The 14601-nt window shown below is 69.8% G+C and carries 12 protein-coding genes; 3 read left to right on the top strand and 9 right to left on the bottom strand.

Features of this window, described 5'->3' with window-relative positions; all coding sequences use genetic code 11:
* Positions 1-143 precede the first annotated feature (143 nt).
* Positions 144-1196, top strand: a complete 1053-nt coding sequence (locus JX552_RS10645) for a PE family protein (protein ID WP_205877328.1) — start codon at positions 144-146, stop codon at positions 1194-1196.
* A gap of 108 nt (positions 1197-1304) precedes the next feature.
* Here JX552_RS10645 and JX552_RS10640 read toward each other — a convergent pair whose 3' ends face one another.
* The 7 genes from JX552_RS10640 to pyrH all read right to left on the bottom strand — a co-directional run bounded on the left by JX552_RS10640 (position 1305) and on the right by pyrH (position 11200).
* Positions 1305-2171, bottom strand: a complete 867-nt coding sequence (locus JX552_RS10640; RefSeq protein WP_205877326.1) for a cytochrome c biogenesis CcdA family protein — start codon at positions 2169-2171, stop codon at positions 1305-1307.
* Positions 2172-2174: 3 nt separating this feature from the next.
* Complete coding sequence (gene dsbE / locus JX552_RS10635) at positions 2175-2675, bottom strand: disulfide bond-forming protein DsbE (protein WP_241010999.1); 501 nt, start codon at positions 2673-2675, stop codon at positions 2175-2177.
* 167 nt (positions 2676-2842) lie between these two features.
* Positions 2843-3937 (bottom strand): dual-specificity RNA methyltransferase RlmN, encoded by a 1095-nt coding sequence (gene rlmN, locus JX552_RS10630; protein WP_205877324.1) that lies wholly within the window; start codon positions 3935-3937, stop codon positions 2843-2845.
* A gap of 44 nt (positions 3938-3981) precedes the next feature.
* A complete protein-coding gene (locus tag JX552_RS10625) occupies positions 3982-8529 on the bottom strand; it encodes a PE family protein (RefSeq protein WP_205877322.1) in 4548 nt (1515 codons plus the stop codon).
* Between the two features lie 270 nt (positions 8530-8799).
* Entirely contained in the window at positions 8800-9744 is a 945-nt protein-coding gene (locus JX552_RS10620) for a phosphatidate cytidylyltransferase (RefSeq protein WP_205877320.1), read from the bottom strand.
* 32 nt (positions 9745-9776) lie between these two features.
* Positions 9777-10334, bottom strand: a complete 558-nt coding sequence (frr, locus tag JX552_RS10615) for a ribosome recycling factor (protein ID WP_205877318.1) — start codon at positions 10332-10334, stop codon at positions 9777-9779.
* Positions 10335-10426: 92 nt separating this feature from the next.
* Complete coding sequence (gene pyrH, locus JX552_RS10610) at positions 10427-11200, bottom strand: UMP kinase (RefSeq protein ID WP_205877316.1); 774 nt, start codon at positions 11198-11200, stop codon at positions 10427-10429.
* 276 nt (positions 11201-11476) lie between these two features.
* Here pyrH and mbp1 point away from each other — a divergent pair, with 276 nt between their 5' ends.
* A complete protein-coding gene (gene mbp1, locus JX552_RS10605; RefSeq protein WP_205877314.1) occupies positions 11477-11713 on the top strand; it encodes a microaggregate-binding protein 1 in 237 nt (78 codons plus the stop codon).
* A gap of 230 nt (positions 11714-11943) precedes the next feature.
* The gene (locus JX552_RS10600) at positions 11944-12675 is read left to right on the top strand and encodes a winged helix-turn-helix domain-containing protein (protein WP_205878360.1); all 732 of its coding nucleotides are present in this window, start codon (positions 11944-11946) and stop codon (positions 12673-12675) included.
* A 4-nt stretch (positions 12676-12679) separates the two neighbouring features.
* Here the strand turns inward: JX552_RS10600 and JX552_RS10595 are convergent, their stop codons facing one another.
* Together JX552_RS10595 and JX552_RS10590 are read right to left on the bottom strand one after the other, a co-directional pair.
* Positions 12680-13618: a lysophospholipid acyltransferase family protein gene (locus tag JX552_RS10595; RefSeq protein WP_205877313.1), complete on the bottom strand. Its 939-nt coding sequence runs from the start codon at positions 13616-13618 to the stop codon at positions 12680-12682.
* A 114-nt stretch (positions 13619-13732) separates the two neighbouring features.
* A complete protein-coding gene (locus JX552_RS10590) occupies positions 13733-14383 on the bottom strand; it encodes an MPT63 family protein (RefSeq protein ID WP_205877311.1) in 651 nt (216 codons plus the stop codon).
* Positions 14384-14601: the final 218 nt, after the last annotated feature.

The following is a 14601-nucleotide window of genomic DNA, read 5'->3' as shown; positions in this document are numbered from 1 at the left end:
TTGCCGGGACCCGCGGGTCCGTCGGGCGCGTACCGGTCGGGAACGGCCATTGGAGTCATGCCCAGGTCAGTAAGACCCCCTGGCGTGGCGACACCGCATACGCTTGCATCCGTGCCTGGACCGAGTCTGCGGAGGAAGTTTTCTTGTCGCTGTTGTTGAAAAGTCCCGAGGCGTTGACGACGACGGCAGCGCAGTGGGAGGACGTCGGGGCTGCCGTGACGGCAGCCAATAGGGCGGTTTCCGCGGCGACGACCGGGCCGGCCGCGGCGGCCGTCGACGAGATATCCACCATGGTGGCGGCCGTTTTTGCCGACTACGGTCGGGAGTACCAGACAGTCAGCGCGCAGGCAGGCGCGGTCGGTGAGCGGTTGGTGCGGACGCTGCGGGAAGGTGCCCATTCGTATGCGGCCACGGAGGCCGCGAGCGCATCGGTCTTGCAGGACGCACAGAACGCACTGTTGAGTCTGGTCGACGTGCCCGCGAGGGCCTTCTCGACACATCCGCTGCTCGCCACTGAGAGTGCCGGCGCTGGTCGCGCTGCGGCTGAGATCGCTACCACCGAAGTGGTCGGGGCGGCCGCTGACGCGATCAATGACGCCGGTCGATTCATCCGCGAGCAAATCGAGATCTACGACTTCCGCGACTGGCGCGGGTGGACCGCACTGCTGTTGGACTACACGTGGGGGCTCCCGGGCACCACGCTGGGTTACGGCCTGCACCTCGCTAATCACCTCACGCCGGGCGCGGTCTATGACGCCCCACTGAGCCGGCTCCTGGGGTTTCACGTCTATCACGGCGGTGTTGGTTTACCGGGTTTCGCTACCACCCTGGGCAACGTCACGACGCATGTGGGAACTGGTCCGACGGCCATCGACAACCTGGTGAATCACGAACAGGTGCACGTCTGGCAAAGCAGGGTCTTCGGCCCCATCTTCCAGACCACCTACGTCGGTTGGATGGTCGGTGGCGCCGTCGTCGGAACGGGCTACTGGTTATTTCATCCCAACGAGAACCTGTACAGCCTGGTCGAGACTGCCGCCTATTACGACAACCCGTGGGAGGTGTGGGCCTACGCCTACGACCACAACTGGCCGCCGCACAAGGCGAACCCGGCGTTGCTGTGGCCGGCCTGGATGAACCCCGTGCTGCTCTGGCCGGCGTCGGCCAATCGATTTGCGCCGCTGTGGCGGCCCTGAGTAGCGCCGAGAATCGCGGCGCCGCGCCGCGGTCATCCGACGGCGACGTCGCCTGGAAAAACGTCACCACCAGCTGAACACCTAGGCCGATCGAAACGGCGTCGCCGATTACCACGTTCTGGTGTTATCGGCGCCGCGCCGTCGGCGCCACCAGGCGCCAACGAGCGCGCTTGCCAATGCGATTACCAGCACCAGGGCCCATGGCCAGCCGCCATGCTCGTGCACCCAGCCGGCCAGCGGCCCCTGCAAGCGGCCGGCTGCGGCGATGACGGCGTCTTCGGGGCTGGCATTCGCGCCGAGCAATCGCACCTCGTACCAGCCGTAATAACTGACGTAGGCGCCCACCAGGAGCAGCAGCGCACCGCTGATGCGGGAGACGAACGGCAGGACCGCCCGCGTCCTGGCGACCAGCGTCGAGCGCGTCGTTGCCGCGGCGATCGCCAAGGCCCCGACGACCAGCGTCAACCCGGCCACGTAGGCGCCGTAGACCGCCACGCCGTCGAGCACCGAGCCGCCGCGCAGTCCGGCCCCGGTGACCGCCAGGAACGGCCCGACGGTGCACGACAGCGACGCGACCGCGTAACTCACGCCGTACGCGTAGAGAGAACCCAGCCGCGCGGTCGGAGCCCAGCGTGGGCCGAACGGCGCCGGCAGCGTCAGCTCCCGGCCCGAGAGCAGCCAGATACCCAACGCGAGCAGCACGACACCGATCGCCACCGTCACGTAGGGCAGGTAGCGCTGCACGGTGGATGCCGCCGAGATGGTCAGGGCGCCGAACACGCCGAAGACGGTCAGGAAGCCGAGCGCCATGCCCAGGGTCGCGGCAAGCGCCCGGCCGACGGCAGCGACCGGGCTCACCGATTGCCGTCCTCGCACCACCAGCAGCAGGTAGGCAGGCAGCATGGCGAAGCCACACGGATTCAGCGCGGCCACCAGTCCGGCGGCGAAGGCCAAGCCGATCAGGGCGTGGTTCACCCTTCAGGACGTCAGCGCGGCGACCCGGCCCTGCAGGTCCTGCTGCGATAGGGCCGAGGTGGTGTTGTTGACGAACGTGGAGGATCCGTCGGCACGGTAGAACACCCACGCCGGCTGCCACGGCACGTTGTAGCGTGCCCAGATCGCGCCGTCGGCGTCGTTGAGGTTGGTGAAGTTCAGGCCGTACTTGGAGACGAACCCCTGCATCTGCCCGACGTCCGAATGCGCGGCGATGCCGACGAAGGTGACGCCCGGGTTCGCGGCCGCGACCTGGCTCAGGCCGGGAGCTTCGGCATTGCAGAACGGGCAGAACGGCGTCCAGAACCACAACACCGCGGGCTTGCCCTGCAGGCTGGCTCCGTTGAACGGGGCGCCGCCGAGCGTGGTGCCGGTGAAATTGAGGCGGTCGTCGGCGGCGGTTGCGCGCGGAGCGGCGGCCAGGCCGAGTATCAGGGCCACCGCGGCTGCGGCGGTGAACATTTTCAGCGGGAAAAGCGATTTCATGGCACCCCTCTGTTCGCCGGCTTTGTTGTGACGACGTATTGACGGCAGGGAAAGGTTCAACACCCGGTCCGGTAGATCGACGGGGCGGATGATCCGGGCTGCGGCTCGCCTACCCGCCCCCGGCGGCCAGCTGTCCGCACGCGGCGGCTCAACGGCGTGCGCTCCAGCTACCCGCCCCCGGCGGCCAGCTGTCCGCACGCGGCGGCGATCTCGCGGCCGCGGGTATCCCGCACCGTGCATGAAACACCCTGCGCGCGAACACGTCTGACAAATTCCCGCTCGACCGGCTTGGGGCTGGCGTCCCAATCGCTGCCCGGTGTGGGATTGAGCGGAATCAGGTTCACATGCGCCAACGCCCCCAGCGCGCGATGTAACAGCTTGCCCAGTAGGTCCGCCCGCCACGGCTGGTCGTTGACCTCGCGGATCAGCGCATACTCGATCGACACCCGCCGACCGGTGACGTCGGCGTAGTAGCGGGCCGCCTCCAGCACCTCGCTGACCGGCCACCGGTTGTTGACCGGCACCAGCGTGTTGCGCAGCTCGTCGTCGGGGGTGTGCAGCGACAATGCCAGCGTCACTCCCAGCCGCTCATCGGCCAGCCTGCGGATGGCCGGGGCCAGACCCACCGTCGAGACCGTCACCGAACGGGCCGAGATACCGAAGCCGGACGGCGGCGCCTCGGTGATGCGGCGCACCGCGGCCACCACCCGCGAGTAGTTGGCCAGCGGCTCGCCCATGCCCATGAACACCACGTTCGACAACCGGTCGCCGAAGTCGTCGCGCAGCGCGACCGCGGCCGCCCGCACCTGCTCGAGAATCTCGGCGGTCGACAGGTTGCGGGTCAGCCCGCCCTGTCCGGTGGCACAGAACGGGCACGCCATGCCGCAGCCGGCCTGCGAGGAGATGCACACGGTGTTGCGCTGCGGATAGCGCATCAGCACCGACTCGATAGTGGCGCCATCTCCCGCCCGCCACAACGTCTTTCGCGTCTGGCCGGCATCGCAGGTCACTTCGCGCGCCGCGCTGAGCAACATCGGGAACATGCTGGCCGCGACAGCGTCGCGCACCGCCGCGGGCAGGTCGGTCATCTGATGCGGATCGGCGATCAGCCGTCCGTAGTACTGATGCGCGAGCTGCTTGGCCCGAAATGCCGGCAGTCCCAGTTCCGCAACGGCGTCCGCGCGACCGGCCGCATCGAGGTCGGCCAGGTGCCGCGGCGGCTTCCCCCGACGCGGCGCCTCGAACACCAGCTCCTGGACCATGACCTGTTCAGTCTGACATCCCCCACCCCGGCAGCGGCGGCCGATCAGCCCCCACCGGTGCCGCCGACGCCCCCGTCGCCACCACTCCCACCAAACTGGCCGTTGGGACGTTTGCCGGAAGCGCCGGAGGAGCCGGGATCACCCACGAGCGTGCCCGAGAAACCATCGCCGCCGGCACCTCCCGGCCCACCACGCCCGCCGGTACCGCCGGGAAGTGCGCTGCCACCAGGGCCCACGCCGTTGCCGCCGTTGCCCGCGTCACCGCCATCACCGCCGTTGCCACCGTCACCCCCGATGCTGTTGTTGCCGAGACCTCCCTTGCCGCCGGCTCCGCCCCGCCCGCCGTTTCCGCCGGGGGCGCCGTTGCCGACACCGTTGCCGCCGATGCCCCCGTTACCGCCATCCCCACCGTTCCCACCGGGACCGTTGTTGCCGATGCCGCCGTTACCGCCGCTACCGCCGCTACCGCCTGCCCCGGCCGGGGCGAAGTTTCCGATAGCGCCCGGGCTGCCGTCACCGCCGCTGCCGCCGCTGCCGCCGCCGCCGTCGGTGCCGGTGCCGCCATCGCCGCCGGCCCCTCCATTGCCCCTAGAAGACGCAGTCAACCCCGACTGGCCACCGCTGCCGCCGTCGCCGCCATCGCCGCCGATGGAACCGATGCCGCCCTTGCCGCCGGCGCCCCCGCTGCCCGGTTCGCCGTTACCCGGACCGCCGAGCACCTGCGTGACGTTGCCTCCATCGCCACCGTCCCCGCCATCGCCGGCAATACCCCTGATTCCCGTCGTACCGGTCTGACCATCGGTGAAGCCTTTGCCACCTTCCCCACCGGTCCCGCCAACACCGCCATTGCCTCCCTGCCCGCCGCGTCCGCCGTTTCCAGCCAAGGGAACACCACCGCTGGTGCCGGCACCGTTACCGCCGTCCCCACCATCACCAGCGTCCGCGCCGCGTCCGCCGGCGCCGCCGGCCCCGCCGTCGCCGTCGCGGCCATCATGGAATGACCCGCCCGCCTGGGCCTTACCTGCGACGCCTCCGACCCCGCCCCGACCGCCGTTGCCGCCGCTACCGCCGGCACCGCCGGCCTGCCCGTTCCCGCCGTCGGTGCCGCCGGGCGAGGAGGTGCCATTTCGGCCGGCACGACCGTCGGCCCCCGCGCCACCGTTTCCGCCCTTGCCGCCCTGACCACCGGCCCCACCGTCGCCTCCGTTGCCACCGAGGGCCCCACCCGTTCCGCCGGCGCCCCCGGCACCGCCGGCAAAACCGCTCTGGCCGTCCGCGCCTGCGGCACCGACGGCGCCGGCGTTCGCACCTTTGCTGCCATTCATCCCTGCACCCCCGTCACCGCCGTTGCCGCCGTTGCCATAGAGACCGCCGGCGCCGCCATTCCCACCTGCTCCACCGACGCCGGGTATGCCGATGCCCCCGATCCCTCCGCTGCCCCCTTGGCCGCCGTTGCCGCCGTGACCACCGGTGGTGGGGCTGAAGCCGTTGGCACCGTCGGATCCTGGGCTGGAACCGCTACCGCCGCGGCCTCCAAGTCCGCCGGCACCGTTGTCGCCGCCGCGGCCGCCGTTCCCGCCGCGGAGTCCGGAGCCCGCGGCGGCGTCTGCGCCGTCGCCGCCATTGCCGGCGACCCCACCGGCGCCACCGGCGCCCGCGGCTCCTCCTACGCCCTGGGCGCCGTCGGCGTAGCCGGCGGCCTGAGAACGACCACCCGATCCGGCATTGCCGCCGTTTCCACCGGCACCGCCACCCCCGCCGTTACCACCGTCAGAGCCCGACAGGTTTCCCCCGCCGACCACCGCACCATCTCTGCCCTTGCCGCCGGCACCACCGCCACCACCGGTGCCACCGTCACCACCGTCACCACCGCGGCCCGCCAACGTACCGCCCCGGCCGCCAGCACCACCATCACCACCGGCGCCGCCGTCATCGCCGGGCCGGCCGCTCAGACCGACGCCCGACCCACCGTCCGCACCTCGCCCGCCCACCCCACCGTCGCCGCCTTCCCCGCCGTTGCCGTACCGTCCGCCATCACCACCGGCCCCACCGTGGCCACCCTGCTGACCGGCTGCACCGCTGGCGCCGTCGCCACCGTCGCCGCCGTTACCACCGGCAGTCGACGTGGCCCCGGCGACGCCGTCCACACCACGAATCGAGCCGCTACCGCCCCGCCCGCCGGCTCCGCCGGCTCCGTTGTCGCCGCCGCGCCCGCCATTGCCGCCGGCGAGTCCCGTGCCGTCTGCGGCGTCGGCGCCGTGGCCGCCATCCCCGGCGAGCCCTCCGGCGCCGCCGTTGCCGCCGGCCCCGCCCACGCCCTCGGCGCCACTGGAGTATCCGGGCGCGGGTGCCTGACCAGCCAAACCGCCACGACCCCCGAGCCCTCCGACGCCGCCAGCACCACCGTCGGTGCCGGGTCCCCCGTTGATGTCGCCGCCGACGACTCCGTTAGCGCCGTCAATGCCGGTGCCGCCGGCCCCGCCAGCGCCGCCGTTACCACCGGCACCACCGTTACCACCGGCACCGGCGAGGGCTCCACCCATCCCGCCGCTGCCGCCGTTACCACCGTTGCTGCCCACACCACCGCGGCCCCCGGCTGTGCCCGGCCTGGTTGCGTCCGCACCAGCGGCGCCGGTGAAGCCGCTGCCGCCGTTAGCGCCTGCACCGCCGTTGCCGTGGAGCCCGCCGTTACCGCCGTTACCGCCGTTACCGCCGGGCATGAAGCCCAACGGGGAGTCGATGCCGCGGCCACCGTTTCCACCGTTGCCGCCCAGCGGCGTGGCTCCTGCCGCGCCGTCCAGACCTTTCGTCGATCCGATGCCGCCGGCTCCGCCGGCGCCGCCGGCGCCCGAGTCGCCGCCGTTACCGCCGTTGCCGCCCGAGCCGTCCCCGAAACCGCCGAATGTGCCGAGCAGACCGTCACCGCCGTTGCCGGCGACCCCCCCGTGCCCACCTTGCCCGCCGGCGCCACCCACACCGCGGGCGCCGTCGGCGTACCCGGCCGCCCGCGCTGTACCGCCCAACCCGCCGGCGCCGCCAGCCCCGCCGCGACCGCCGGCACCCCCGTCACCGCCGTCCTGACCGCTGCCACCCAACAACCTCGACCCGGCACCATCGGCGCCGCTACCTCCGGCGCCGCCGGTTCCACCAGTACCGCCGGCGCCACCATCACCACCAGCACCGGCCATTGCCCCGCCCCTTCCCCCGGTCCCACCGTCGCCGGCGGCGCCGCCACCAGTTCCGGCACCGCCGGAGGCACCCGCCGTGCCACCGTCCCGGCCGGCGGTGCCGGCGACACCGCTACCGCCCTGCCCGCCTGCACCTCCGTTGCCGTAGCGGCCGCCGTCACCGCCGGCCCCGCCCTTGCCGCCGGAGAACCCGGCCAGCACCGAGTCCGCACCCCGGCCACCGTTGCCGCCGTCACCCCCGCTGGTCGGGTTGAGTCCGGCGGCGCCATGCGCGCCCGGCGTCGAGCCGACGCCGCCGGCACCACCGGCACCGCCGAGGCCCGGGTCACCCCCGACGCCACCAGCACCGCCGATGCCGGTGCCCCCAACCGTTCCCGTCGCGCCGTCGCCGCCATTTCCGGCAGCCCCGCCGGACCCGCCGGCCCCGCCGTCGCCACCCGCACCCTGATCGCCCAGGAATCCGAGCAGACCACCCTCACCCCCGGCTCCCCCGACCCCGCCGGCCCCACCGTGGCCGCCACTGCCCCCGCGACCTCCGGCAGCCCCCGGAGCAGCACCGTCCGCCCCGGCCCCGCCGGCACCGCCGTCACCGCCGGCTCCGCCGACACCGCCGGCGCCGCCGGCTCCGATCAACAATCCACCGCGGCCACCCGCACCACCGTCACCGGCGGTGCCGCCCGAGCCGCCGGACTGACCGAACCCGCCCGAGGTGCCCACAGCGCCAGAACCACCGGCCCCGCCGGCCCCGCCTGCCCCGAAGAACTGGGCCTGCCCGCCGGCGCCGCCGGCCCCACTGCTGAGCGCGCCCTGGCCACCGACGCCACCGCGTCCACCGTTGCCGTACAACAGTCCACCCTGACCACCGATCCCGCCGGCTCCGCCCGACCCGGAAGCTCCGCCGACCCCGCCGGCGCCACCCGCGCCACCGTTGCCGAACAACCCGGCCGCCCCGCCGGCGCCACCGGACGTGCCGACCGCACCCGACCCGCCGGCCCCACCGTTGCCCCACAGCAGACCACCGGGGCCGCCGGACTGGCCAGTGCCCGCGGCACCGTCGACGCCGTTGCCGATCAGGGGACGGCTCAGCAAAGCCTGGGCAGGTGCGTTAACGAGGTCCAGCGCACTGAACGACTCGGCAGCGGCATATGCCCCCACACCCGAGTTCAGTGTCTGCACAAACCGCTCCTGGAAATCTGCTACCTGTGCGTTGAGCGCCTGATACTCCAGTGCGTGCGTGCCGAAAAACGATGCGATCGCCGTCGACACCTCGTCGGCGCCCGCGGCCAGCACCGAGGAGGTGGAACTCGCCGCTGCCGCATTCGCCGCGCTGACCGAGGCCCCGATGCGGGCCAGGTCTGACGCGGCCGCGCCCACGATCTGTGGCGCCACATGCACAAAAGACATCGCGACCTCCGAGTAACCCGGTGAAACGGCAATTCCGTCGCCGCGATCCTGACCAGCGGATATGCCGAAGTCAACGGCGTTTCGGCAAGTGAGATCGGTCCTCGGCAACCCCGTCGTGAGGCTGTCTCACGGCGCGGGTCCGACGTGCGGTTATCGCGCGGGACGGCACGGTGTGCGTCTCACGGCACGACAAATTGGTGGGCGCCTCAACGACCGGAACTCATGGCGAAGCCGGCCCGCGTTTGATGTTCGGTGATCGACCCCGCGAAATCAGGGCAACAGCGTCAGGACGGTCCACGCCGCGACCGCAGACGGCAGGATACCGTCGAGCCGGTCCATCAGACCGCCGTGCCCCGGCAGCAGCCGGCCCATGTCTTTGATCCCCAGATCACGCTTCACCTGGGACTCGATCAGGTCGCCCAGCGTGGTGGTGATCACGAACAGCAAACCCAGCAGGGCACCGACCCACCATGATTTTCCGGCCAGGAATGTTGCGGTCAGGATCGTTGCGGTGATGCCGCACACCAGTGATCCGCCGAACCCTTCCCAGGACTTTTTCGGGCTGATCATCGGCACCATCGGATGTTTGCCGAACAATGCCCCCACCGCGTATCCCCCGGTGTCTGAGGACACGACGGCGATCATCATGCAGAACACCCATCCCGGGCCGTGCTTGGGGTCGTAGACCAGCATCGCGGCGAACGACGCGAACAATGGAACCCAGACGCACAGGAAAACGGTGGCCGACACGTCGCGCAGGTAGTTCCTGGCTGGCGGCGCATCGTCCGGGCCCGCCTGCTGATCGACGGCGGCCGGCTCGTCCTGCATGAACAGGCGCCAGATCATGCAGACCACGACCATGCCGCCGAAGCCGGCCAGCGCGCCGACTGCGCGATACGGCCAGGTCAACCAGACGGTCACCTGTCCGCCGATCAGCAGCGGAATGACCGGAATCAGGTAACCGGCCTCGCGCAGCCGCCGGACCACCTCGTGACTGGCCACCAGGGTGGCCAGGGCGCAATACACCACCCAGAAATGCGGGAACCACACCATCGTCGCGATGAGGACGGCCCCGATGCTGGCGCCTACCGCGATGGCCGCGGGCAGATCGCGCCCGGCTCGGGACTTCTTCTTCACCGGCTCGGTGGAGACGTGGGCCGGTTCACGGGCCGGTTCGTCGGTCGGGTTGCCGGTGCCGGCATCGGTGGTTGCCACGGACTTCAAGTGACTGAGCTGCGGGTTGGTCGCTAGACCTCCAGCAGCTCGCCCTCTTTGTGTTTGACCAGATCGTCGATCTGGGCGACGTACTGGTGGGTGGCCTTTTCCAGATCCTTCTCGGCGCGCCCCACCTCGTCCTCACCGGCCTCGCCGTCCTTGCGGATGCGGTGCAACTCCTCCATCGCCTTGCGACGAATGTTGCGCACCGATACCCGGGCGTCCTCGCCCTTGGCCTTCGCCTGTTTGACCAGCTCCCGGCGGCGCTCCTCGGTCAGCTGCGGGATGGCGACCCGGATGATCGTGCCGTCGTTGGTGGGGTTCACGCCCAGGTCGGAATTGCGGATCGCGGTCTCGATGGCATTGAGCTGGTTGGCTTCGTAGGGCTTGATCACCACCATCCGCGCCTCGGGGACGTTGATGCTGGCCAACTGGGTGATCGGGGTCATTGCGCCGTAGTAGTCGATGACGATCCGGGAGAACATCCCCGGGTTCGCGCGCCCGGTCCGGATGGTGGACAGGTCGTCGCGGGCCACCGCCACGGCCTTCTCCATCTTCTCCTCGGCATCGAAGATAGCCTCGTCAATCACGTGCGCCGCTCCTTCCCCCGCAAGCGGGTGGTGCCCCCGCATCGGTGCTAGCTGCATCGTCGCAAGCGCGGATCATTATTACGTCTTTCCGGTCAGCTGGTGACCAGCGTCCCGATTTTCTCACCTGCCACCGCCCGCGCGATATTGCCGTCGGTCAGCAAGTTGAACACCAGGATCGGCATGCCATTGTCCATACAGAGACTGAACGCGGTGGCATCGGCCACCCGCAGGCCGCGGTCGATGACTTCACGATGGCTGATGGCGGTGAGCAGCTCCGCCTCGGGATTCTCCCGCGGGTCCTCGGCGAAAACACCGTCGACCGCTTTGGCCATCAGCACCACGTCGGCGCCGATCTCCAGGGCCCGCTGCGCGGCGGTGGTGTCGGTGGAGAAGTAGGGCAGGCCCATGCCGGCGCCGAAGATCACGACCCGGCCCTTCTCCAGGTGGCGCACCGCCCGCAACGGAAGATACGGCTCGGCCACCTGACCCATCGTGATCGCGGTCTGCACCCGGGTGACGATGCCTTCCTTCTCCAGGAAGTCCTGCAGCGCAAGACTGTTCATCACGGTGCCGAGCATGCCCATGTAGTCCGACCTGGTGCGTTCCATGCCCCGCTGTTGGAGCTGCGCGCCGCGGAAGAAGTTGCCGCCTCCGATCACCACCGCAACCTGCACACCGCTGCGGACCACCTCGGCGATCTGCCGGGCCACCAGCGCGACGACGTCGGGGTCCAACCCGACCTGCCCTCCCCCGAACATCTCGCCGCCGAGCTTGAGCAGCACGCGTGAGTAGGTCGAGGACGAGCCGTTGGCGCTGGTCCTCGGGGCTGCCGCGCCGGCGGCTTGGGGCTCCCTGGACTCCGTCATCAGTCTCCTCGCATGAGAGTGCCATCCCGGTCACCACCCCGGAACGGCGCCCCTCATCCTGCCTCATCGGTCCGCTTTGGCGTGGGCGGGGTGCCCAAACCGACCACACATGTTTGACCATCAGCCGGTTCGGGAATCCGCAGCACGCGGTGATGAACGAGGTCTTGAGCAGAAGGACCCGCCTCGCCATGAAGCAGGCCGGTCGTTTCTTCGATCGGTGAACTCAGCCCCGTCGACGCATCGTCGGCTACTGCGGCGACCAAGGGAAGGAACACCATGGCAGACAGCAACTCGGGCCCGGCCGAAGCGGTCAAGGGAATCGTCGAGGACGTCAAGGGCAAGGCCAAGGAGGCCATTGGGACTGTGACCGGTCGCGGCGACCTGGTCAACGAAGGCGAAGCGCAGCAGGACAAGGCTGAGGCGCAGCGCGACGCGGCGAAGAAGGAAGCTCAGGCCGAGGCTGCTCGCGGTGCAGCCGAGGTCGCCGAGGAGCGCCAGAAGTCCAACCAGTAAAGCTTGTCTCCAGGATGGGCCCGGTCTGTGTATACGGACCGGGCCCATCGAACTTTGCCAGAACTGACCGTTTTGCGATACCCGCGGTAACAAAAATGGAATAATCGCACGCTGAATGGGGTATTCGACATTTCGTCGGGGTGAACATCTCCACGGAGGTGGCGGACGTGTCGGGGGCCGGGGGACAGTCGGTGGGACGTGGGCACCACCTGAAGGTTTGGAGATGGCGGTTGGACGTTCTGCTGCTGACCAATCAGTCCGACTTTCAGTCCGTGTTGCCTACCTTGGACACCTTCGCCTTGACCGTCAGCGTTGCGCCGTTGGCCGGGGGTGACGTCAGCCGGACCGACGGCGCGGATGTCGCCATCATCGACGCCCGCGCCGACCTGGTGGCCGCCCGCACGGCTTGTCGGCATCTGACGGCGAACAGCCCGGCGCTGGCCGTCGTCGCCGTGGTCGCGCCAGCCGACTTCGTGGAAGTCGACGTCGACTGGAACTTCGACGACGTGCTCTTGGCCGCGGCCGGCGCCGCGGAGTTACAGGCGCGATTGCGCTTGGCCGTCACGCGCCGACGCAAGGCCCTGGGCGGCATGCTGCAGTTCGGGGACCTCACGCTGCATCCGGCCAGCTACACGGTGTCCTTGAAGGGCACGGACCTGGGCCTCACCCTGACTGAGTTCAAATTGCTGAATTTCCTTGTCCAGCACGCCGGTCGGGCCTTCAGCCGGACGCGCCTGATGCATGAGGTGTGGGGTTACGAAAGCAACGGCAGGGTGCGCACCGTCGATGTGCACGTGCGGCGACTGCGCGCCAAACTCGGCGCCGCGCACGAGGCGATGGTCGACACGGTCCGGGGCGTGGGGTACATGGCGGTGTCCCCACCGCAGCCGCGGTGGATCGTCGGAGAATCGGTGCTCAACCCCGCGTGGACAGGCCTCGACCGCGACTCGATCGCCCAATGAATCCCTAGCCGAATACCGGCAAGGCGCGTTTGCGGGCCAGCGCGTCCATGCCGCGCTGGATGCTGTCCTGGACCTCGCGATACTTGGCGTCGAGGTAGTCTTCATCCTCGGCACGCTCGGGGTCGTGGTCGACGTCGATCGGCGGCATGAACCGCGTCCTGATCTTGGCCGGTAGCGGAAACTGCGGAAGGGCGGCCGGTGCAATACCCCAGGGCAACGAGATCGCCAGCGGGAACACTTTAAGCCGAAGCAACTTGTCCAGCCGCAACATTCGCGACAGCCGATCGCCGCGGATCAGGACCGGCATGGCGTCGGCCCCGCCGACTGTGGCGATCGGCACGATCGGCACTCCTGCGCGGATGGCCATTTTCACAAATCCCTTGCGGCCGGCCAGGATAGCGCGGTCACGCTCCGTCCAGGGCCGCAGCGAGTCCACCTCTCCCCCGGGCCACAAGGCCACGTCGCGCCCGTGGGCCAGCGCGGTGGCGATCGCGTCGGGGGCGGCGGGCAACACACCCATCGCCCGAAAGTAACGACCGATACCCGGGATGGCCATCAGCGCGTCGTGCGCGGTGCCGTGCAACGGGCGTTCCGGTCCGAACCGTCGCCACCATTGCAGCCCGACGGTCCATGCGTCCCATACGAAAGGCGCCCCCGAGTGAATTCCGATCAACAGCACGGGCGCCTGCCCTACGTTCTCCCAGCCGTCGACCTCCATGCGAAACCAGTAGTCCACCAGCGCGTTCCAGAAGAACTTCTGCCGGTGCATGGTGACTTCGTCCTGGCCGTCGAGGTCCCATTCACCGGCCCGGTCGGCCACCCAGCCGCTCACTCCGCCGTCTTGCTTCTCACGCTTCTTCTGCATCGCCGCACGCGCATCGTCGGCGAACCGCTGCGCCTGGTCGACAACTTCGCTGGGCCGATGATCAGTGGTGTGGGTCATAGCGTGCACATACCCACATCGCCCATAGACAACTCATAGGGCCGCGGCATTCTGGTCGGCAGAGCGCAAACCTCCCCGCACCATGGCCGTGGTGCGGGGAGGGGGCGATGTTGGTCAGCTCTGCTGAATCGGCTCGCTAGGCATCATGCCGGACTGGCCGGTGTTCGGCTGGCCGGGCATGGTGTTGGGCTGGCCGGTGTTCGGCTGGCCGGGCATGGTGTTCGGCTGCTGGCCGGGCATGGTGTTGGGCTGCTGGCCCGGAATCGAGTTCGGCGCCGGGAGGCCCGCCGGGTTGGTGTCCCACACCAGCACGTCCTGCACGCCGTCGTTGTAGACGACCCCGTTAGGCGCGGCGCCGGTCACGTCGAAGTAGAGCTTGCCGGTCGAGTTGCCGCCCTGGGTGATGGGAGCGGGGCTTAGACCCTGGGGGGTAGCCGGAGCGCTGATGACCCGGTAGTTCTGCTCACCGGCGCGGGCGTTGAAGTTCGAGACGACGGGTGTCACCACGCCGCTGTTGGCCCGGGCGGTGACATCGGCCTGCCACAACTGACCTGCGGGGGTATAGCCGGGAATGGTCACGCTGGCGGGCTGCAGGTTGCTGACGGTGTAGTCGGTGACCAGCGCGCCGTCGACCAGGGTCTGCGGAGTACCGAGCCCCTCGGGGACGCCCGGGGTCGCCGAGGCGGCCGCCGCGCCGAACAGGCTTACCGCCGCTATTCCCGCGGCAGCGATTGCAGTCTTAGCAGTGGTGGTGGTGAACTTCACGCTGATTCCTCTCCGTTGGTGTCGTTCGAAGCGGCGCGCTCCCGACGTTGGGCACACAACCGCACCTCAAAGCCATTGCCCGTGCCGCACCACCTCAAACACCGCGGCTGCCGGAATTACCTGAAATAGTGTTTCTAGCTGCACAAACGCGACCTATTTGAGTTGGGACACACATCAGGGAAAGCCCACTTGCGCAACATTGGTATCGGTTGTCCCGC

Source organism: Mycobacterium gordonae (assembly GCF_017086405.1).
In the GTDB taxonomy this organism is placed as follows: Bacteria; Actinomycetota; Actinomycetes; order Mycobacteriales; family Mycobacteriaceae; genus Mycobacterium; species Mycobacterium gordonae_D.
Note: the sequence above shows the minus strand (reverse complement) of the source record. Positions and strands in the feature narration are given on the sequence as shown.

Coding starts and splice junctions, on each gene's coding strand:
- JX552_RS10595 (WP_205877313.1), bottom strand. CDS start 13,618: ATGACCCACACCACTGATCATCGGCCCAGCGAAGTTGTCGACCAGGCG.
- rlmN (WP_205877324.1), bottom strand. CDS start 3,937: ATGGTCCAGGAGCTGGTGTTCGAGGCGCCGCGTCGGGGGAAGCCGCCG.
- pyrH (WP_205877316.1), bottom strand. CDS start 11,200: ATGACGGAGTCCAGGGAGCCCCAAGCCGCCGGCGCGGCAGCCCCGAGG.
- mbp1 (WP_205877314.1), top strand. CDS start 11,477: ATGGCAGACAGCAACTCGGGCCCGGCCGAAGCGGTCAAGGGAATCGTC.
- JX552_RS10625 (WP_205877322.1), bottom strand. CDS start 8,529: ATGTCTTTTGTGCATGTGGCGCCACAGATCGTGGGCGCGGCCGCGTCA.
- dsbE (WP_241010999.1), bottom strand. CDS start 2,675: ATGAAATCGCTTTTCCCGCTGAAAATGTTCACCGCCGCAGCCGCGGTG.